Annotated in this window: 17 protein-coding genes and 1 pseudogene; 15 read left to right on the plus strand and 3 right to left on the minus strand. The window is 36.8% G+C overall.

Annotated features, from left to right (window positions below; all coding sequences use genetic code 11):
• Nucleotides 1-37: 37 nt before the first annotated feature.
• Both ACMGGO_RS06685 and ACMGGO_RS06690 read right to left on the minus strand, forming a co-directional pair.
• A complete protein-coding gene (locus ACMGGO_RS06685; RefSeq protein ID WP_374805231.1) occupies nucleotides 38-1,735 on the minus strand; it encodes a methyl-accepting chemotaxis protein in 1,698 nt (565 codons plus the stop codon).
• Complete coding sequence (locus ACMGGO_RS06690; protein ID WP_054550089.1) at nucleotides 1,719-3,362, minus strand: pyridoxal phosphate-dependent decarboxylase family protein; 1,644 nt, start codon at nucleotides 3,360-3,362, stop codon at nucleotides 1,719-1,721. Before ACMGGO_RS06690 ends, ACMGGO_RS06685 begins: the two co-directional genes overlap by 17 nt.
• 546 nt (nucleotides 3,363-3,908) lie before the next feature.
• Between ACMGGO_RS06690 and ACMGGO_RS06695 the strand changes: the two are divergent.
• Nucleotides 3,909-4,244, plus strand: a pseudogene (locus ACMGGO_RS06695) (hypothetical protein); the annotation flags it as partial.
• A 213-nt stretch (nucleotides 4,245-4,457) separates the two neighbouring features.
• Here the strand turns inward: ACMGGO_RS06695 and ACMGGO_RS06700 are convergent.
• Nucleotides 4,458-5,210, minus strand: coding sequence for a hypothetical protein (locus ACMGGO_RS06700; RefSeq protein WP_227744900.1), 753 nt, complete (start codon nucleotides 5,208-5,210; stop codon nucleotides 4,458-4,460).
• Between the two features lie 424 nt (nucleotides 5,211-5,634).
• Here ACMGGO_RS06700 and ACMGGO_RS06705 point away from each other — a divergent pair, with 424 nt between their 5' ends.
• The 14 genes from ACMGGO_RS06705 to ACMGGO_RS06770 all read left to right on the plus strand — a co-directional run bounded on the left by ACMGGO_RS06705 (nucleotide 5,635) and on the right by ACMGGO_RS06770 (nucleotide 20,589).
• Nucleotides 5,635-5,841 (plus strand): helix-turn-helix transcriptional regulator, encoded by a 207-nt coding sequence (locus ACMGGO_RS06705; protein ID WP_054550090.1) that lies wholly within the window; start codon nucleotides 5,635-5,637, stop codon nucleotides 5,839-5,841.
• Between the two features lie 43 nt (nucleotides 5,842-5,884).
• Complete coding sequence (locus tag ACMGGO_RS06710; protein WP_255501587.1) at nucleotides 5,885-6,016, plus strand: hypothetical protein; 132 nt, start codon at nucleotides 5,885-5,887, stop codon at nucleotides 6,014-6,016.
• A gap of 222 nt (nucleotides 6,017-6,238) precedes the next feature.
• Nucleotides 6,239-7,438: a DHH family phosphoesterase gene (locus ACMGGO_RS06715; RefSeq protein ID WP_054550091.1), complete on the plus strand. Its 1,200-nt coding sequence runs from the start codon at nucleotides 6,239-6,241 to the stop codon at nucleotides 7,436-7,438.
• Nucleotides 7,439-7,541: 103 nt separating this feature from the next.
• Nucleotides 7,542-8,390 (plus strand): DUF4179 domain-containing protein, encoded by an 849-nt coding sequence (locus ACMGGO_RS06720; RefSeq protein WP_048392177.1) that lies wholly within the window; start codon nucleotides 7,542-7,544, stop codon nucleotides 8,388-8,390.
• Between the two features lie 64 nt (nucleotides 8,391-8,454).
• Nucleotides 8,455-9,639, plus strand: coding sequence for a chromate efflux transporter (gene chrA, locus ACMGGO_RS06725; protein WP_420282317.1), 1,185 nt, complete (start codon nucleotides 8,455-8,457; stop codon nucleotides 9,637-9,639).
• A 172-nt stretch (nucleotides 9,640-9,811) separates the two neighbouring features.
• A complete protein-coding gene (gene hemW, locus ACMGGO_RS06730; protein ID WP_420281679.1) occupies nucleotides 9,812-10,957 on the plus strand; it encodes a radical SAM family heme chaperone HemW in 1,146 nt (381 codons plus the stop codon).
• Nucleotides 10,958-11,046: 89 nt separating this feature from the next.
• Nucleotides 11,047-12,075, plus strand: coding sequence for a heat-inducible transcriptional repressor HrcA (gene hrcA, locus ACMGGO_RS06735; protein WP_004227036.1), 1,029 nt, complete (start codon nucleotides 11,047-11,049; stop codon nucleotides 12,073-12,075).
• A gap of 17 nt (nucleotides 12,076-12,092) precedes the next feature.
• Nucleotides 12,093-12,665 carry a nucleotide exchange factor GrpE gene (gene grpE / locus ACMGGO_RS06740; protein WP_054550093.1) on the plus strand — a complete coding sequence of 191 codons (573 nt, stop codon included), beginning with the start codon at nucleotides 12,093-12,095 and terminating at the stop codon, nucleotides 12,663-12,665.
• Between the two features lie 75 nt (nucleotides 12,666-12,740).
• Nucleotides 12,741-14,582 (plus strand): molecular chaperone DnaK, encoded by a 1,842-nt coding sequence (gene dnaK / locus ACMGGO_RS06745; protein WP_048392179.1) that lies wholly within the window; start codon nucleotides 12,741-12,743, stop codon nucleotides 14,580-14,582.
• Between the two features lie 233 nt (nucleotides 14,583-14,815).
• Nucleotides 14,816-15,934 (plus strand): molecular chaperone DnaJ, encoded by a 1,119-nt coding sequence (gene dnaJ, locus ACMGGO_RS06750; protein WP_016995416.1) that lies wholly within the window; start codon nucleotides 14,816-14,818, stop codon nucleotides 15,932-15,934.
• 21 nt (nucleotides 15,935-15,955) lie between these two features.
• Complete coding sequence (gene prmA, locus ACMGGO_RS06755; RefSeq protein WP_004227050.1) at nucleotides 15,956-16,897, plus strand: 50S ribosomal protein L11 methyltransferase; 942 nt, start codon at nucleotides 15,956-15,958, stop codon at nucleotides 16,895-16,897.
• Nucleotides 16,898-16,978: 81 nt separating this feature from the next.
• On the plus strand, nucleotides 16,979-17,716 hold the full coding sequence (locus ACMGGO_RS06760; RefSeq protein WP_279495606.1) for a 16S rRNA (uracil(1498)-N(3))-methyltransferase: 738 nt from the start codon (nucleotides 16,979-16,981) through the stop codon (nucleotides 17,714-17,716).
• Between the two features lie 279 nt (nucleotides 17,717-17,995).
• On the plus strand, nucleotides 17,996-18,796 hold the full coding sequence (locus tag ACMGGO_RS06765; protein ID WP_048392182.1) for a CsxC family protein: 801 nt from the start codon (nucleotides 17,996-17,998) through the stop codon (nucleotides 18,794-18,796).
• 311 nt (nucleotides 18,797-19,107) lie between these two features.
• Nucleotides 19,108-20,589 carry a BC_2427 family protein gene (locus tag ACMGGO_RS06770; protein WP_374805243.1) on the plus strand — a complete coding sequence of 494 codons (1,482 nt, stop codon included), beginning with the start codon at nucleotides 19,108-19,110 and terminating at the stop codon, nucleotides 20,587-20,589.
• Nucleotides 20,590-20,603: the final 14 nt, after the last annotated feature.

A 20,603-nucleotide genomic window follows, 5' to 3' on the forward strand; every position in this document is an offset into this window, starting at 1 on the left:
CGCTATGCCGAAAATGTGCATAGCGGATTTGTTATTTTTATAACTGGAATTTTTGAATGATATTGCGGAGCTGTTGAGCCATTTCAGCTAAGTTATTAGAGGAAGCTGTTATTTCTTCGATACTTGCAGATTGCTCCTCAGAGGCAGCAGCTACGTTTTGAATATTGCCTGAAGCTTGAACAGCTACGACCCCCACTTGTTCAACAGAATTAGCAATACTGCTAACACCTTCATTGATATTGGACATCACGTTATTGACATGGTCCATTTCTCTCGTCAGTGCAGTGACTTGGGCATAGATTTCTGCAAATGCCTCTCCGGATGCATTGAATGTTGTTGAGCTTTCGGCAAGATTACTGCTACTGATAGCCATTGATTTGACGGCTTGTGCAGATTCTTCTTTAATCGTTTCAATGCGTGTACGAATACTGTTAGTTGCCTCTAAAGATTGATCGGCTAATTTACGGACTTCCTCCGCTACAACTGCAAAGCCTTTACCGTGTTCGCCTGCACGCGCTGCCTCAATCGAAGCATTTAATGCAAGTAAATTCGTTTGATCTGTAATTTGGGTAATCAATGTCACAATATCCCCAATTTCATTTGTGTATGTGCTTAAACGTTCTACTACAGCTGCTGACTCTTGAATAGCCTGAGATGTTACGGCCATTTTTTCAGTAGCATCTTGGATTGTTGTGTTGCCTTTTTCTGATATAGCAGATGCTTGGAATGCCTTATCTGTTACATCGGTTACACTTGTCACTACCTCTGACATTTTGTTAGAGATGGTTGTAATATGACTATCCACTTCTTCAATCGAAGAAGTTTGTTTTTCTGAACCTGCTGCAACCTCTTGCATAGAAGAGGTTATTTGCTGAATGGATGCACTTGTCTGTTCAGAGCTTGCTGTTAATTCCTCCGACATTGCGGCCACTTGTTCAGCATTTTGAGCGATTTGTTTAATTAACGAACGCAAATCTTCCGTCATGTTTTCAATGCCTGATGAAAGCTGTGCAATTTCATTGGAACCTTTTATGTGAAGAGGTTCAACAGCCAAATCTCCCTGTGCAACTTGACCAACATAACGTGTCATTTTTTTAATTGGCTTCGTAATGCCTACACTAATAAAGTAAGCAACGATCACGCCAAAAATAATAAATATAACTGTAAGAATAATACAGATCCATAGTGTTTCCGTTTGAAGTTCAGCGATGAAGGAGGCATCCATATCTAAACCGAAAATAATATCTGTATCTTTAAATGGGATAAAGATGGATTTGTGGATACCATACTCATCCTTATAAATATCACTTGTTTGTGTGTTACCAGTAGCTACGGCTTCATGCATTTCTTCACTAAATACATAATCTTGCTGATGATTGTCGGTATTACTTAGTGCGACGATATGTTCCTTACCATTTGCTTTAGAAAGGATATAGGCGTTTTCAACATCATATTTTTTAACCGTTGCATTCAATTGATCTAAAAGCTTTTTGTATTTGTCAGGGCTACCATTATCCGCTGCCTTTACATCATTTTTCTCAATATCTTCAAAAATTGTTGTCGATGTAATCTCTAAAGTAGATTCAAATTGTTTAATAACAAAGTTGTCAATAATGCGGTAAGAAACGGCAAATAACACAATACTAAAGAGCAAGGAAATAATTGCTATTGGAATGGTGAAACTGGCAATATATTTGTAGAGTAAAGAACTCTTAAATTTAGTGACGATACGCAATGTGGGACGCCTCCAGTACTTTAAGCTTTTGCTGTAAGAAATGAATCATATTAGAGATGTGTTCTGTCTCCGTATAAGGTGAGATAGAGAAAAATTTTGCCGCTGCAACTGGTACTTGTTGTGTTGTATCACTAGTACTAACCGTGCAAACACGCGTTGTGTCACCAAAGAATACTTCGTCTCGACCTTCTCCAATAATTTCAAAGAATGAAGCATTGATACCGTTTATGTGTTCTATTTGGTCTTGTGTATAGTGACCAGCTTGTTCAGCTTGCCAATTCATGCCGTCTGGATATAAACGAAACGCTGTGACTGGCCCAATATTGGATTCATTAACCACCTGTAGCATTGGCGTTTTCGCAGCTAATTGAGCACGGAATGCTAAATTCACACGTACATAATTAGCTAATAGTTGTTGATAGCCTTCCTTACCAAATGCCTGCAATGCAGCAAAAATAGCAATGGAGCTACCCATTCGAGAGCATTCTAATGTATAGCCAGTATGATAAGAGCCATAACCACGATTGCCTACATATGGCGTATCAAAGTCCTCAATATCTAGTAGCTGTAAACTTTTACCTTCCTTAATTAAAAATAGACTAGTTAAATAAGGTGTTTGGCCAAGCTTTTGGAAATCAAAGCATAGGCTATCCGCAATGGCTAGATGTTGCATACGTTCACGGATTTGTGCTAATCCCTGTAAAACCTCTGACTCGAATTGGAGTGGGTTTTTATTAAAATCATAATCATTAAAGAAGGCATAAAAACCACCTAAAGCCGAATCAGCATGAATATGTACTGGTTGTAAGTTGTATTTCTTCTCAAGGGTTGTTGTGACTTCTTTGATGGCTTGGACATCATCAATACCAAATTGATCAGTAGCACCTGTTGTCGCTACTACATAAACAGGAATACCGCCATTTTCGATGACGTCTGTCATACGTGCACGTAAGTCTTCTACATCCATCGAATGATCTTTACCTGCTTTTACACGCACTAAATGTTTACTGCCGATACCCACGGCTTCTACTGATTTTAAAAGACTGTAATGGGCATTCTCTGAAGCAAAGCAATATAAATTAGTAGGAACACCATCTTCTTTTGCTTGAGGGAATTGTTTTGCAATGGCAAGACGAAGTCCACTAAAAACAGCACCTTGTCCACCCCATGTAGTATAGCCAAAACTTTTCGTATAATCATAGCCTACTAATTTAGACATCATTGCTACTACTTTAACCTCACACTCAGCAGCAGCGGGACCATAAACATCCCATAAATTATTGCCATTCAATAGCGCATTTGTAAACTGTCCTAACACTCCAGGAATACTTGCCATCGGTAAAACATTTGTTACAAAGTTACGTGTATGATAAGGGTGTCCTTGCATTAAATGTGTCAATTCTTTTACAACTTGATCGAGTCCGATCCCAGTTGTTGGCACTTGATGCTCTTGCATAAGCTCTTGATAAAAATTAGCAGATCGCTCTTTCATTGGACCAAGAGTTGTCTTATTTGGGTTCTTTAATTCATCTAATGAGGAAACAATTTTCTCTAATAGGGACAAAAAATTCTCTCTTTGTTGGATATTTCCATCTTCGCTCTGGAATAATTGTTGGATATTTTGCATATTCATCATCCTTTTGTAGTTCATATTTCCTCTATTTTTACTTTGATAAAAATAGGACATTATACTAAAAGTATAATAGCATATTTTAGCAGAGATGGTGATTATATTTTACTGAAAAAATATTTATAGACATTTCTGAAAAATCTAAGTTTTATTGACAAATTCTAACTATGTTACTGTAGCTTGATTTTTAAAGAAATATCTTAAAATGAAAAAGGATGATGATATTATTATAAGAAAAACTTTAAGAGCTATTACTTTTTATCTATTTGACTAGTTAAAAGAAAAAATCTGCTCAAAGAAAGTGCAGATTTTAAGAATTTCGTTATAGTTTGTTTATTTTGTGGTTTCAAAATTATAGACATGCTGTGCTTGTTTTTGAATCATTACTTGGGGTGTTAATGTTAATAACTTATTTCTCAGGCTAATTAAAAAACGATTATTCATCTGAGCCATTTTGCCAATATTCCATGATTGCTTAGAGTAGTTGGCAAATGCTTGAGTGATATTTTTAAGATATTCATAGTAAACTCGATGAAAGCTATGGAAGACAAAGAAAAAGAAAAAGATATTTTAAAAACAGCAATCAAGATGGATAAGATTTTAGACAATATGGAATATATAAATGTTCCTGTTAAATACAAAGACATTCACAAAGACATACAAGTAGGGGTTACAGATGCAAGAAAAGCAACAAAGCTTATTAAAGACGCTAGTAAAGAGGATAAACCGAATATGCAAGAAGCTGTACTAAAAAGTACTCCACATTTATCGGGTGTAGATGGGGAAAATTGGGATAATGCACTTTATGAGTTAAGTAAGGAAAATAAAGATGCTTATCTTAAAGCACTTGATAAAATAATGAAAGAACATGCGGAATAATATAGTACTATACAACAATTATAAAGGAATTATTTCGTAAAATTAGTTCTTCAACTAACAGGGTGCTTTAGTTCAATAAGAATTAAACAACTTTAAAGAGCCTTACTACACGCTAGAGTGTAGCAAGGCTCTTATATTTTTATAATAATATTAAACAATTTTATTATCGGTTTACCTTTTAAACGTCCATAGAAGGGGATTTTTAATTAACTATTAATGGATTAGACATACCATAACATGAGAACCTAAACAACTAGCACACGCAACAGCACCTACAACATTGCCACCAAATATTACTGACGCACATGCGGCACTACAAATTTGTTTTGTTAGTTCAGGGGCATCATACCAATAGTTTTTTAAGCATTCCCATGAATCACTCCAATAACCTGCTTTAGCACTATTAGTTGATAAAAGGGAAACTTCTGAATTTTCATCGAAATAAACTTGTTTATCAATTACTTTATTTGTACCTACTTCAAGAGTCATACCAAGCATGTCTTCATTGTTTAATGTTGCATAAGTAACATTGATTTCATTATTCTCTATATCTAAAGTTGATTTCATAATGATAAATTCGCCAACTTCACCAGTGGTTTTATCATAAGTAGTCAATAATCGAATATCAAAACTTTCATTGTTCTTTTTATAAGGAATCATCAAACCATCTTTATTCTTACCGTAATCCATATACTCAGTATTTTGCCAATCAAAGTCTTCTCTACTGTATTCACTATGTGTGAAATTCTCTGCAATATCTAAATCCTGTTTCACTTCATTTACAACTACTGAGTCATTAAGGAAACCATTCTTTTCAATTTGCAAAGGTGCTTGTTGTGAGCAACTATTACAATCAGTAGTGTCAGTAGTTTCATTTTTTTCTTTAGCTAAAGCACCTAAATTTACAGATAGGGGTTGAAATGCTAAAAACATAACCATTACAAAAAAGATCAATTTTTTCTTCATTTACTATTCCTCCTAAATTTAAATTTACTTTTTTTTGAAAAATTTGTACCACGGGGTACCTATAAAGAAAACAGCAAACAATAGGATAAGAAAATCATAGGTTTGTATCCCATCTGAAAAAAGGATAAGCAATACGGCTATAAATGCCAATACTCTAAGTAGGACTGATTTTTTCATTTAAGACCCCCATTCTTTTCTGATATTTCGGGAACGGTTGATATACAAAAACCATTCATGGAAAATTCTAACATAAAAAATATTTAATTACCATAAATATACCAATTATTTTATTTTCTTTTATACTACGAAGTATATTCTGTTCTACTAAATAGGTGTAACATTAGATATTATTTTTAAAATATATGTGATATATAATTTACATAAAGTAAACTATATTTTACTCCATATATATGGAGGTTAATATATGAAAAATCATGTAAAAATTGCACGTGTCAAAGCAGATTTGACACAACAACAATTAGCCGATGCAGTAGGAATATCAAGACAGACTGTACTACGGATAGAGAAGGGGAGTTTTAATCCATCCTTGAAGCTTTGTTTACTGATTTGCTATACAGTGAATGCGACATTGGATGAAATATTTTGGGTTAATCAAGGAGATTTTGAATAGAGATTCTAAATAACCTATTTTAATGTAGAAGGAGCAGAGGGAAATGAATGTAGAAACAACTTTGATAATGATGGAAGCTGAAAGACAACAGGCTCAGATTAAAGTGCTAGAACAAATTAAATTGGCAACATACGATAAAGTGATCGCCCAATTGGAGAAAATTTCGCAAGAATAAAAGAATTTAATTACAATTACAAAGGTTTAAAACAAAGACAAAATAAATCCGATTCCACTATAAGCTAGTTTCCTTTTCATTCACTGTGTCCTCCCTTTCATCCTAAAGATGTATGGTTTTAATGTATGTTATCTGAAAAACAATATCAATGGTGTTACGTATTGAACGTCATTAGCTGTTTGAATACCAAAAAAATACCCATACTACAATGGAGGTGAGAACATGTATAAATTATTATCACATAACGATTTAGATGGAGTAGGGTGTGGGATTTTAGCCAAGCTTGCTTTTAACGATAAGGTGAAGATACGCTACAATTCCATTACAGCACTTGATCGCGAAATCGAATTCTTTTTGGAGAATGATCAACAGAAAACATTTTTGTTTATTACAGATCTTTCTCCAAATGAAGAGAATGAAAAAAGGATTCATGATTATTATCAGGCGACTGGTAATGTGCAATTGTTGGACCATCATAAGACAGCACTCCATTTCAATCAATATGAATGGGGAAAGGTATTAATTGAGGATGAGCAAGGCTTTTTAACGTCAGCTACATCTTTATATTATCAATACCTGGTTATCCATGGACTATTAGAAAAAACAGAAGCCGTTTCTGAATTTGTAGAGTTAGTAAGACAATACGATACATGGGAATGGGAAAAGAACGGCAATTTACAAGCACAAAGATTAAATGCACTCTTTTTTCTAGTGTCTATTGAAGAATTTGAAGAGAAAATGCTTGAGCGTTTAAAAACAAGTGATCACTTTGACTTTGATGATTTTGAAAAGAAAATTTTAAGCATGGAAGAAGAAAAAACAGAGCGTTACATTCGGCGTAAGAAACGGGAGCTTATTCAAACTACTTTGGGAGAATACTATGCTGGGGTTGTCTATGCAGAATCCTATCTTTCTGAGCTTGGCAATGAATTGGGAAAGGAAAATCCGCATCTTGATTATATTGCGATGATTAATATGGGCAGTAAAAAGATATCCTTTCGTACAATCCATGATCATATTGATGTGTCAGCTATTGCTGCCAAATATGGTGGAGGTGGACATCAAAAGGCTGCTGGCTGCTCATTAACAGAGGAAGCTTACAGGCAGTATGTAGTGGCAACATTCCATATAGAGCCTATTCCAGAGGATGCAAAAAGAAATCGTTATAATGTAAAAGGGTCTACGTTTGGAACTTTCTATAAAAATCAGCAAGATGAAATGTTTATGCTCTATTCAAACGATGAGGTTGATTGGATAATTGAAAAAAATAACATGCTACTGACACAATCCTTTGCGAGTTTTAATGAAGCGGAGTGGTTTTTAAAGCGAAATAAACAAGCATGGCTAGTAAGAGATGATCTCTTTGTGGACTATTTAATGCGTGAAGTCAATAAAGGTCGTCATCTACATAAAGGGATGTAATATCCTTTTATACATAAATGAATCTTCAACATAGAAGGTTATATAATGCATGATTGAGCACTACAATGAATCATAATGATTTTTATAAAAATGAGGTGTACGGTTGTCCAATGATATGATTCGAGTTGTGGATTTGGATAAGGAAAATCGGAGAAGTAAGAAGTGGCTTATTGTTGTGATCCTTTTATTAATGATTGCTAGTGGATCGACGCTGTATTTGTGGTGGGATCAGGATGTGAATTTTGAAGCCTATAAAACGGATGTAGGGAAAACAGCTAGCAATAGCTTAGGACGGTTAACATTAAATGAAGTGATTATAGATGACAATCAAATTTTACTAAATGCAACTTTCGAACCTGGAAAAGAGTTTAAGCCAGACCATCAAGTATTTTTCTTTCCGCAAATTCTTGTCAATGGGCAAGATTATATGGTTCGTAATGGAGGACAGTCCATAGCAAAGTCTGCCAACGTCTATACGATATATAATAGTATTAAAATGGATGATTTTCCGGCTGATGAACAATTAGAATTAGTTATTCGTTATAAAGATTGGAATGTTGAAACACCAATTGAGAAGCCATGGGAATTTCAGGTAGATGCTTCACAAGAGCAATTACAACAAGATCGTGAAATCTTTTCCATTGATAAAAAAGTGAAGCATGTTGATCAGCAGGAAATAACCATTGACAAAGTTGTCTCCACACCTATTTCCACAACGATTTATTTTCATGCTGAGGAAAGTGTTGTCAATGATGCGTTACACTTTAAAATCCAATCAAAATCTGGACAATCATGGGATTTTGCAGCACCCTATCCATTAAATAAAGAGGGTACAAGGTGGGGAAGTCGTGTAGATGCACTCTATCTAACAGAAAAAAAATACACTTTAATTCCAATCAATAAAGAGGGTAGTAAAGTAGGTTCTGCAATTAAAATAAAGAGAGATGAATAATGAAGTAAATTTTACAAACTCTTAATCTAAAAAAAACTGCTTTCCGTGTAAGATGAAATAAAAGATATGGAAAGTAGTTGAGAGTTTGCGAAGGCTTTGGGAGATTTTTTTTGTTGCTTTAAAATTGGGCTGTACCTCATTCGGAGGCCCAACAGCTCATCTAGGTTATTTTCAACAGGAATATGTACAGAAACGTAAATGGCTTTCTGCACATGATTATGGTCAACTCGTTATGTTAAGTCAATTTTTGCCTGGTCCTGCATCTAGTCAGGTGGGGATGGGGGTTGGTTTACTTAGAGGAGGAGTACTAGGAAGCTTTCTATCATTTCTTGGTTTTACCTTACCATCAGTTCTGATACTTATACTTTTTGCCTATTTCTCCAAGTATACAGAGTTAAAGATGGATTGGATTCATGGTTTGAAGTTAGTAGCAGTGGCGATTGTCGCTCATGCTATTTTTGATATGGGCAAAAAACTGCTCTCGACAAAATGGCATTGGTTGATTGCTTTATTGACATTGATAACAGTATTGACATGGCTAAATCCATTGGCACAAATCGTAGCAATATTGATCGCTGCTTGTTTAGGCTTTCAACTACTGAAAAAAAGTGATGAGGGTAATACCTCAAAATTAGTTCATATACCCATTTCAAAAACCACGGGCATTGTTTTACTAGTACTTTTTTTCGTGCTACTCCTAGGTTTACCTATATTAGCCGCTTTATGGCATTATGAGTGGATTTCTATGATAGAGAAGTTTTATCTTGCAGGTGCCCTAGTATTTGGTGGCGGACACGTTGTTTTACCTTTACTGGAAACACAATTTGTTCAAAGTGGTCAAATAAGTACCTCAGATTTTTTAGCTGGCTATGGTATGACACAGGCAGTTCCAGGACCTTTATTTACATTTGCTGCATATATCGGTATGGTCATTGCTGGCGTTCCGGGAGCTATTATTGCTACTTTCGCAATATTTTTACCAGCGTTTTTGCTAGTGGTTGGAGCGCTACCATTTTGGATTAGCCTAAGTCGAATTGCACGACTTAGAGGTGCGATGGCAGGCGCAAATGCGGCAGTCGTTGGCATTCTAGCCGCTGCTTTTGTACATCCCATTGTGACACAAACCATCATCAGCACGTTAGATATTTTCATAGTAGCTGTCTTTTTATGGTGTTTAATTCGATGGAAAATACAGCCTTATTTATTGGTGCTGTTAGGAATTGCTGTGGGCGTCATTTTTTATACATGAAAAATCTGCACTTTCGATTGTTAGATTCTAACTAATAATCGGAGGTGCAGTTTGTTTTGTCATTACAGAATCAATATTCATTAAAAGTACCTGTGAGGTTTCATAGCGTTCCTTCTATCGATTCGTTATAATGTAGAAATGGAAAAGACTTAACGCGAAAGAAGGGATTGCTATGGCACGAGGTGTTTACATTCATATTCCTTTCTGTCATCAAATCTGTAATTATTGTGATTTCAATAAATTTTATTTTAAAAATCAACCAGTGGATGAATATATAGAAGCACTTGGAAAAGAAATGGCCCTGACAACCGAAAAACATCCTGAAACATTCCGTAACATCGAGACGATTTTTCTTGGTGGCGGAACACCGACAGCCTTATCTCCTGAGCAATTGGACAAACTACTAACGTCTATTCATACGTATATTCCAATGAATAGTGTGACAGAATTTACATCAGAGGCAAATCCAGATGAATTGTCTGCAGCCAAATTGCAGGTGTTGTTCGACGGTGGTGTTAATCGTTTAAGCATGGGTGTACAATCTTTTGACCAGGGATTGCTACAGAAGATTGGACGCACTCATAGTAATGATCATGTCTATGAAACAATCGACTTGGCTAGAAAAATTGGCTTCCGTAATATCAGCATTGATTTAATGTATGGTTTACCTGGGCAAACGATGGCGCAATGGAAGGATTCATTAGCCAAAGCTTTTACTCTTGATTTGCCACATTTCTCTGCCTATTCTCTTATTGTGGAACCCAAAACGATTTTTTATAATCAGTACGCTAAAGGGAAACTGTATTTACCGACAGAAGATTTAGAAGCGGATATGTATGATGTGCTGATGCAACAAATGGCCTTACATGGGCTTCAACAATACGAAATCAGTAATTTTGCAAAGCCAGGGTATCATTCAGAGCATAACAAGATTTATTGGGATAATGATGAATATGCGGGGTTTGGCGCAGGAGCTCATGGGTATTTAGCAGGTATACGCTATTCTAATCACGGTCCATTAAAAAAGTATATGGAAGCTGTTGAGGGAAATGAGCTACCAATTGTCCACGCACATGAAGTATCACAAGTGGAAAAAAGAGAAGAACAAATGTTTTTAGGGCTAAGAAAAACAGAGGGTGTTATGCACTCTATATATGAAGAGAAATTTAAAACACCTATGTCTGCGCATTATGACGTGGTAATAAAAGATCTAGTGTCAAAGGGGCTTTTAGAACAGGATGAGCTTGGTGTTCGCTTGACAAGAAAAGGGCGTTTTGTGGGCAATGAAGTATTTCAACAATTTTTGCTAGAAGATTGAGCGATATCGTTGACATAAAATGTGGGATTTGATAACTTAATAATAGTATTAGCACTCCTCTTAGTTGAGTGCTAACAGAGGTGATAATCATGCTAACAAATCGGCAGTTACAGATATTGCAAGTCATTGTAGACGACTTTATTGTGTCTGCGCAGCCGGTAGGTTCTCGCCAAATCTCCAAAAAACAAGGGATTACATTTAGTCCAGCCACTATTCGAAACGAAATGGCGGATTTAGAGGAATTAGGCTTTTTAGAAAAAACGCATACCTCCTCTGGTCGAGTGCCTTCGGAAAAGGGTTACAGATTTTATGTAGATCATTTGTTGAGTCCTCAAGGTATCAATTCCAAGGACATTCAACAAATTCAATCAATTTTTAATGATCGACTAGTAGAAGTAGAGCATATTATCCGAAAGTCAGCCAACATTTTATCAGAGCTGACATCGTATACTTCCATACTTTTAGGACCTGATGTCCAAAGGCATCGTGTTAAACGGTTTTCAATTGTCCCTCTTTCTAGCGACACAGCAGTAGCGATTATCGTGACGAATAATGGGCATGTAGAAAACCGCATGTTCAATCTACCACCTGACTTTACCGCTTCTGATTTAGAGAAAATGGTAAATATCTTAAATGATCGCCTTATTGGAGTTTCATTAGAAGATCTCCATAAAAGCCTTGAGGCTGAAGTGCTAGCAGTGTTACAGCAACATGTTCGATCAGCGGATGATTTTATTCGCGCACTTATCACAGCAACAATGCATAATTCAGAAAGTAAAATTTTCTATGGTGGGAAAACGAATATGTTCAACCAACCAGAATTCCATGACTTAAATAAAGTCCGAATGATTTTGGACTTAATGGAGACGACTAGCCAAGTGCAGTCACTTTTCCATCCGAATGAATCAGGTATTCATATTCGGATAGGCTCAGAAAATAAACAACTAGAAATGGAAAATTGCAGTGTCATTACCACTACCTATTCTATTGGTGATGATCAACAGGGAGCCATTGCTATTATTGGCCCTACACGTATGGATTATAAGCGTGTTGTGGCTTTATTAGACGTAATGCGCTTGGATTTAACACAAGCCTTTATGAAGAATCGTAGTGAATGATAATGAGGAGGATTCAAGTGACGGAAACAACGGAAAACAAAGATTTAGTACAAGAAGATGTACAAGCTGAAACGACAACTGAGGAAGTAGAGCAAACAGAAGTTCTGGAAGAAGTAGAGTTATCAATTGAAGAACAGTATGAGGCTAAGCTGGCTGAACTACAAGCAAAGCTGGCTGACGAAGAAAATCGTCACCTACGTTTACGTGCTGACTTCGATAATATGCGTCGTCGTAATCAGTTAGACCGTGAGGCAGCTGAAAAGTATCGCGCCCAAAGCTTATTATCTGATCTATTACCAGTCCTTGATAATTTTGAACGTGCTTTACAAGTAGAGACAACTTCTGAAGAGACTGCATCGATCATTAAAGGAATTGAAATGGTGTATCGCTCTTTAATTGAAGCAACAGAAAAAGAAGGTCTGCAAGTGATTAAAGCTGAAGGTGAGCAATTTGATCCAACGATTCACCAAGCTGTTATGCAAGAACAAGATAGTGAAAAAGAAACGGGTATCGTCTTACGCGAACTACAAAAAGGGTATATCTTAAAGGATCGTGTATTACGCCCAACAATGGTATCTGTGAACGAATAGTCTTTGCACTATTTAGTCAATTAAAATTAGTTAGAAAACGCATCCCTTGCGTTGACATAATAGGAGGAAATTTTAATGAGCAAAATTATTGGTATTGACTTAGGAACAACAAACTCTTGCGTTTCTGTACTTGAAGGTGGAGAACCAAAAGTAATTCCAAACCCAGAAGGAAACCGTACAACGCCATCTGTTGTTGCCTTTAAAAATGGTGAACGTCAAGTTGGTGAAGTGGCGAAACGTCAATCAGTAACAAATCCTAACACAATCATTTCTATTAAATCAAAAATGGGTACGGCTGAAAAAGTAACAGTAGAAGATAAAGACTACACGCCACAAGAAGTATCTGCAATGATTCTTCAATATTTAAAAGGCTATGCTGAAGACTACTTAGGGGAAAAAGTGACAAAAGCAGTTATTACAGTTCCTGCTTACTTTAACGATGCACAGCGTCAAGCAACTAAAGATGCTGGTAAAATCGCAGGTCTAGAAGTAGAGCGTATCATCAACGAACCAACTGCTGCAGCTCTTGCTTATGGATTAGATAAACAAGATCAAGATCAAAAAGTATTAGTATTTGACCTTGGAGGCGGTACGTTTGACGTGTCTATCCTTGAGTTAGGTGACGGTGTCTTTGAAGTACTAGCTACAGCTGGTGATAACAAACTAGGTGGAGATGATTTCGATGACGCAATTATCGAATATCTAGTAGCTGAATTCAAAAAAGAAAATGGCATTGACTTATCAAAAGATAAAATGGCGATGCAACGTTTAAAAGATGCAGCTGAAAAAGCGAAAAAAGATTTATCTGGTGTAACATCAACTCAAATCTCTCTACCATTCATTACAGCTGGAGAAGCAGGTCCATTACACTTAGAAATTTCTTTAACGCGTGCGAAATTTGACGAAATTACTTTACCATTAGTAAATCGTACAGTAGGACCAGTGCGTCAAGCATTATCTGATGCAGGTCTGTCAACTTCTGAAATTGACCAAGTTATTTTAGTGGGTGGTTCTACACGTATTCCAGCAGTACAAGAAGCAGTACGTAAAGAAACAGGGAAAGAGCCTCACCGTGGTGTTAACCCTGACGAAGTTGTTGCAATGGGTGCTGCAGTACAAGGTGGCGTATTAACAGGTGATGTGAAAGACGTTGTATTACTTGACGTAACACCTCTTTCACTTGGTATTGAAACAATGGGTGGCGTGTTCACAAAATTAATCGACCGTAACACAACTATTCCTACTTCAAAATCTCAAGTTTTCTCTACAGCAGCTGATAACCAACCAGCAGTAGATATTCATGTTCTACAAGGTGAGCGTTCAATGGCAGCTGACAATAAAACATTAGGTCGCTTCCAATTAGCAGATATTCCACCAGCACCTCGTGGTGTACCTCAAATCGAAGTAACATTCGATATTGATAAAAACGGTATCGTATCTGTAAAAGCAAAAGATCTTGGTACGAACAAAGAGCAAACAATTGTGATTCAATCTGATTCTGGTTTATCAGAGGAAGAAATTGAACGCATGGTAAAAGACGCTGAAGCTAATGCTGAAGCAGATGCTAAACGTAAAGAAGAAGCAGATCTTCGTAACGAAGCAGACCAATTAGTATTCCAAGTGGATAAAACAATTGCTGACCTTGGTGAGCAAATTACTGAAGACGAGAAAAAATCTGTGGAAGATGCTCGTGATGAATTGAAAAAAGCGCTTGAAGCTGGTGAATTAGAAGGTATTAAAGCAGCTAAAGAAAAACTAGAGGGCGTATTACAGCCACTAGTGATGAAAGTTTACGAACAAGCGGCAGCAGCTGCTCAAGCAGCTCAAGGTGGCGATGCAGGTGCAGACACTGGCGCTGGTAAAAAAGATGACGGTGTTGTAGACGCTGAATTCGAAGAAGTAAAAGATGATAAATAAGAAGTAACACAGTAAAGTGAAAAAGCCAAAGACCGCTTGCGGCTTTGGCTTTTGTCATGATGTGAGGTCACTTCACGTAAATGCACCATTTATGGGATAGTTGCATACGTTAGCTGCTAGGAAGTGGGTATCTTCATTTTTGGAACTTATAGAACCTTTAATCGAAAAAATGAGGCAGTTTTTTCAACTGCATGTTACAATAGATTTTATGCAAACAGAGCGGAGTGTGAATCATGGAGAAACGCGATTATTACGAGGTGCTTGGTTTAACAAAATCGGCTACAAAAGATGAGATTAAAAAAGCATACCGTAAATTATCAAAACAATATCACCCTGACCTTAATAAAGAGCCAGGTGCAGATGAAAAATTCAAAGAAATCGCTGAAGCATATGAAGTATTAAGTGACGACCAGAAAAAAGCACGCTACGACCAATTTGGTCATGAGGATCCGAATGCTGGTTTTGGTGGTGGCTTTGGAGGGGGCGGCTTTGGCGGCTTCGAGGATATTTTCAGTTCATTCTTTGGCGGAGGTGGTCGCCGTCAAGATCCAAATGCTCCACGTAAAGGGGATGATCTGCAATATCGTATGAACATCCAATTTGAGGAAGCTATTTTTGGAAAAGAAACAGAAATAGAAATCCCAAAAGATGAAACGTGTGAAACATGTCACGGTTCAGGAGCAAAACCAGGCACGCAACCAGAAACATGTTCGACATGTAAAGGTGCAGGTCAAATCAATCAAGCAGTGGATACACCATTTGGTCGTATGATGAATCGTCGTACATGCTCAACATGTCATGGAACAGGTAAAATTATTAAAGAAAAATGTACGACTTGTCGTGGAGAAGGAAAAGTCCAAAAACGTAAGAAAATTAAAGTGACGATTCCAGCAGGCGTGGATGATGGACAACAAATTCGTGTATCTGGTCAAGGTGAACCAGGTATAAACGGTGGACCTGCAGGGGATTTATATATTATGTTCCGCGTTCAAGGTCACAAGGATTTTGAACGAGATGGAGACGATATTTACTTCGAGTTGAAATTAACATTCCCTCAAGCAGCACTTGGGGATGAAATTGAAGTACCAACAGTCCATGGGAAAGTAAAATTACGTATTCCAGCTGGAACACAGTCAGGTGCTCAATTCCGTCTAAAAGATAAAGGTGTTAAAAATGTTCATGGTTATGGTATGGGTAATCAATATGTGACAGTAAAAGTTATGACCCCAGAAAAATTAACGGAAAGACAAAAACAATTACTACGAGAATTTGCAGAAATTAGTGGCGATATCCCTGAAGAACAAGGTAGTTCACTATTCGATAAAATTAAGAAAAAATTCCAAGGTGAATAATTAGAGGAGCTGAAGAGCTACGTGAAGTGGTCAGAATTATCCATTCATACAAAAAATGATGCGGTAGAAGCAATTTCGAATATTTTGCATGAAGCAGGTGCAAGTGGTGTTGTCATCGAAGATTCTGCAGAGTTTGCGAAGCCACGTGAAGATCAATATGGTGAAATTTATGCGCTAAATGAAGATGATTTTCCGAAAGATGGCGTGATTGTTAAAGCTTATTTATCAGAGTCTAGTTTTTTAAATGAAACAGTCGAAGAAATAAAAGCAGCTATCACAAATTTAACGAACTTTAACATTGATATCGGTGAAAATGTGGTATCCATTGTGGAAGTCAATGAAGAAGATTGGGCAACGGCCTGGAAGCAATACTACCATCCTGTTAAGATTTCTGAACGCTTTACTATCGTACCGACATGGGAGGAATACACACCTGTTTCAACAGATGAACTAATTATTGAATTAGACCCTGGTATGGCATTTGGTACAGGTACCCACCCAACAACGGTAATGTGTTTACAAGGACTTGAAAAGGTCATTAAAGAAGGGGATACAGTTGTTGATATCGGTACAGGATCGGGTGTATTGTCTATTGGTGCAGCATTACTTGGTGCCAAAAGTGTGCATGCGCTTGATTTAGATGAGGTAGCTGTACGTTCAGCGCGAGAAAATGTAGCATTAAATAAAGTGGAAGATAAGGTGGCAGTGTTCCATGGTAACTTATTGGATACTGTAAAAGAACCAGCAGATGTAGTAGTCGCTAATATTTTGGCTGAAATCATCATGTCCTTCACAGATGACGCGTATACAATTGTAAAACCAGGTGGATTATATGTCACTTCGGGCATCATCGGTGCAAAACGAGATGATGTGAAAGTAGCACTAGAAGCTTCAGGCTTTGTGATTGAAGAAGTATTATTAATGGAAGATTGGGTAGCCATTATTGCCCGTCGTCCACTATAACATGACTGAGGAAGCGCCAAATCGTGAGCCGTGTGCTTGTGATTTGGCGTTTTCCTTTCTTGCTAGAAAGGACTGTGTGGCATGCAACGTTATTTTATTGAGACAGCTATCGAAAATGCACGTATTAGTGGAGAAGATGCACGGCATATTGAACGAGTGATGCGTATGAAGCAAGGCGACAACATTGTAGTTGTTGCACAAAACACTGCGTATATATGCACAATTGAAGGATTTGAAGGGGATGAGGTTGTCATTGAAGCGACTGGACAAACAATCCCTTCCCCAGAGTTACCCATTCAAGTAACAGTAGCATGTGGTTTACCGAAGGGTGATAAGCTGGAGCTTATTACCCAAAAAGCCACAGAGCTAGGAATGTTTGCTTTATTACCCTTTGAAGCTGAGCGCTCCATTGTGAAATGGGACAAGAAAAAAGGAGCAAAAAAGCAAGAAAGATTACAGAAAATTGCTAAGGAAGCTGCGGAACAAGCTCACCGTACGCATATTCCAACAGTTTTTGAACCTATATCATTTAAACAGCTAGTACAACAAATAGATCATTTCGATGCCGTTTTTATTGCTGATGAAGAGGATGCAAAGGCTGAAAAGCGCACAAGGTTTGCGGAGAAGCTAAAAAACGTGTATGATATGAAGTCGAAATCAATGCTTATTATCTTTGGTCCTGAGGGGGGCATTTCTCGTCAAGAATCAGAAGCGCTATTACAAGCAGGCGCTCAAACGATGTCATTAGGACCGAGAATTTTACGAGCAGAAACAGCGCCATTATACGCACTGTCTGCCATATCCTATGAATTTGAATAACAGCTATGTATAATTTATTATCAACATAACTTAGAGAAAGCCACTTAATATTATTAAGTGGTTTTTTTACGTAAATCATATTTGAAGGGGGTCTGCGTTAAATCCCTGCTTAAATGGAGTTTTAGCCCATTGTGTAAGATCAACCGGGAAAATCACAACCTCAAACATTCCAAATAAAATATGTAAAAGAACAAGTTCAATGTCCATACATAGATTTAATTGCGACATACTCTAGCGATAGGAGAGCTCACTAATACTATATTGAAATGAGGGAATTTTTTGAGTGAACAATTTAATCAGATTCAACCTTGTCCAGTAACATCAACTGAACAAATACCCTTAACGAATGAGATTACACCACTAGTTACTACACCACTTACGACGCCAACTATTAAAATTCCAGTTGTACTGGCAGAACCAACACTGCAAATCGTTGTCGAGTCCGATATTACACTTAGTCCTGCAGCGACAGAGATTAAACGAGTGAAAAAGAATGTCTTTCTAAATCAAGTGAAATTGGTACCAGTTAGCTTTGCACGTATTGCTAACACTGATTTCTTTAGAGTAACACGAGCTAAATTATTTGTAGCAGGACATATTCGGAAAAATATCGAATATGCTTCATCAGCATGTAATGGGGCCCTTCAGGATAGAATTGCTGATGTTCCGTTTTCAGGTTTTACAGATCTTATATTTCCGCAAACAGCAGGAGGCGCTACACCAATTTTAGGCATTTCTGAGTTTGCCGAAGCGAACTTCCTTAACGAAAGAACACAAATGGATGCTCGATTAGATAAGGCTTTCTTCCAAAATCTCGTTAAATACAATGAACAACCATTTGGTGAATTAGTAGCAGCCAATTTCTTTGAACTTGATTTTTCACCGATTATGGCAGCTCCTGAAGAAGCATTCAGCACATTACGTGAAAAAATTGTATTAGAACTTACTGTAAAAGTATTGCAAGTTCAACAAATCCGTTTGGGCGCTGGAAGTAGTGTAGTAACACCTGTTCTACCAGGGCTTACTCCACCAGCAACACCAATTGTTCCTGATATGATTCCGCCTACTGAGCCTTGTTAATTTTTTTATGTAGTGGAGCAAAAATTGTAACAATAATACTGATATAAAATCAAATATGTTGTTGGGCAGTTGAAAGTTCACTTTTACTCGAACTTTTAACTGCTTTTTTTTGGCAAGATAAGGACATGCGCTTTCCAATTGTATCTCTTGGTGGGGACTGTGACAAAAGTAAAAATATTGCATAATATGGATTGTAATTAGTATTGTAGATTTTCAATTGTCCTAACATAATCGCATCAGAAGAATTAGCTAATGGATTAAAAATTGATTGTTATGCTTTTTTTGTCAAATCATTATTTGGGAGTGAATGAATGGCAACTCCATGGATTAATTTTAGAGAGATGAAAAAAATATCCTCTAAACAAAATAAATACACTGAGTGGAGGTATCAAACTAAAATAGATGACGAATCTCCATTTGAACAGACTTTTAATGGAAATAATAATCTGCTTGATGAAATAGAAGATAAACCAATTACAGAGGAATCAACTTTAACAGACCATATAATCTCTAATGAAGAGCTCCCCGAACCTATGGAGCCGATTATTGAGGAAGAAAACGAACATCACCCAAATTTTGAGAACTTCAGGGAGGATGCTAGCTTAGCAGAGCTATTAGCATCTAATGAAGATCTACCTATATCTAAAGAAACAAATGTTGAGCAAGAAAACGAACATCCTCTAGATATCGATGAGAGTCACACAAAAGTGACCTTAATAGAGCAATTAGCGTCCATACCCATACCTATAGAAGCGAATGTTAAGGAGAACGAAGAAAATTTCCGACATATGGATGAGAACCATGTAGAGGAATTAACTTTAGACCAGATAGCATGCAATCAAAGTGTACCCAGTCCAACAAAGGTAGAAATTGACCATCTACTAGATAGTGATGAGAACTCCCTTGAAGAACAAAATTCAACAGCCCAATCAGACAATAATCCAAAATCTTTCAATAGAGCTCTGTCAGAGGCTGAAAATAATATGCATTTGGATGATATAGAAGAAAAGGAGAAAAACAATCCTCCAAATCGTAATAAAGAGATTGCAAAGTCTTTACAAGGAGAAGTATGCACCATTATCCAAAAAAGTCCCTTTTCTACTTATGTAGAAATTAACGATTTTCTTCATGCTCCTATTTATGGTGAAAATGTTCAAAATACAATATTTGATTTTCTTGATTTAAATGATAACCTATCTCCCCAACTTCAGACGAAGCTACTCCAAACGATTTCGATTTACCCTGAACAACCAGATTGTCGTTTGGTTAGCTCCAACATTAATCAAATGATTTCTTTAATGAGAACGGATACTAATAAAAAAAATGGTAGTGAGCAGCATCCGTTTAAATCAGTAGTAGTTCCCTTACATAACTCACAAGCAATTAAAAAAGGAGAAATTAACTCCTCTGAGCCTTTTATACATATACGAGTTCCTGTTGTGCTAGGGGAATACAAAATAGAAATATGTATGGAGGAAAAAATTGCTTTTGATAAAGGAATTGAAGAGGTTAAAGAGATCACAAATGAGGTAGTACTATCCGATTGTAGATTTGTACCTATTCATAGATCCCAGTCATTGGGAAATGGAACAAGAACTGTATTAAAGGGGAATTTATTTATAGAAGGCTACATACAGCATAATATTGAGTATAGGGTATCTAATACGCAAAATAAGTCAGCCATTCATCCCAATCGATTGTGTCAAAATATAGTATTAGAATTAATTATCCAAATGTTACAAGTACAAAAAATTAAAGTACTGTTTGACTGGCAAGGTAATGGAGGGTTATAGAAATTTATCCCTTA

It is taken from the genome of Lysinibacillus sp. BNK-21 (genome assembly GCF_048684915.1).
Taxonomy (GTDB): Bacteria; Bacillota; Bacilli; order Bacillales_A; family Planococcaceae; genus Lysinibacillus; species Lysinibacillus capsici.

Bases quoted from the DNA above. Each gene is read 5' to 3' on its own strand.
- ACMGGO_RS06690 (WP_054550089.1), bottom strand. From the start codon at position 3,362: ATGCAAAATATCCAACAATTATTCCAGAGCGAAGATGGAAATATCCAA.
- ACMGGO_RS06700 (WP_227744900.1), bottom strand. From the start codon at position 5,210: ATGAAGAAAAAATTGATCTTTTTTGTAATGGTTATGTTTTTAGCATTT.
- ACMGGO_RS06705 (WP_054550090.1), top strand. From the start codon at position 5,635: ATGAAAAATCATGTAAAAATTGCACGTGTCAAAGCAGATTTGACACAA.
- ACMGGO_RS06710 (WP_255501587.1), top strand. From the start codon at position 5,885: ATGAATGTAGAAACAACTTTGATAATGATGGAAGCTGAAAGACAACAG.
- ACMGGO_RS06715 (WP_054550091.1), top strand. From the start codon at position 6,239: ATGTATAAATTATTATCACATAACGATTTAGATGGAGTAGGGTGTGGG.
- hemW (WP_420281679.1), top strand. From the start codon at position 9,812: ATGGCACGAGGTGTTTACATTCATATTCCTTTCTGTCATCAAATCTGT.
- hrcA (WP_004227036.1), top strand. From the start codon at position 11,047: ATGCTAACAAATCGGCAGTTACAGATATTGCAAGTCATTGTAGACGAC.
- dnaK (WP_048392179.1), top strand. From the start codon at position 12,741: ATGAGCAAAATTATTGGTATTGACTTAGGAACAACAAACTCTTGCGTT.
- dnaJ (WP_016995416.1), top strand. From the start codon at position 14,816: ATGGAGAAACGCGATTATTACGAGGTGCTTGGTTTAACAAAATCGGCT.
- ACMGGO_RS06760 (WP_279495606.1), top strand. From the start codon at position 16,979: ATGCAACGTTATTTTATTGAGACAGCTATCGAAAATGCACGTATTAGT.
- ACMGGO_RS06770 (WP_374805243.1), top strand. From the start codon at position 19,108: ATGGCAACTCCATGGATTAATTTTAGAGAGATGAAAAAAATATCCTCT.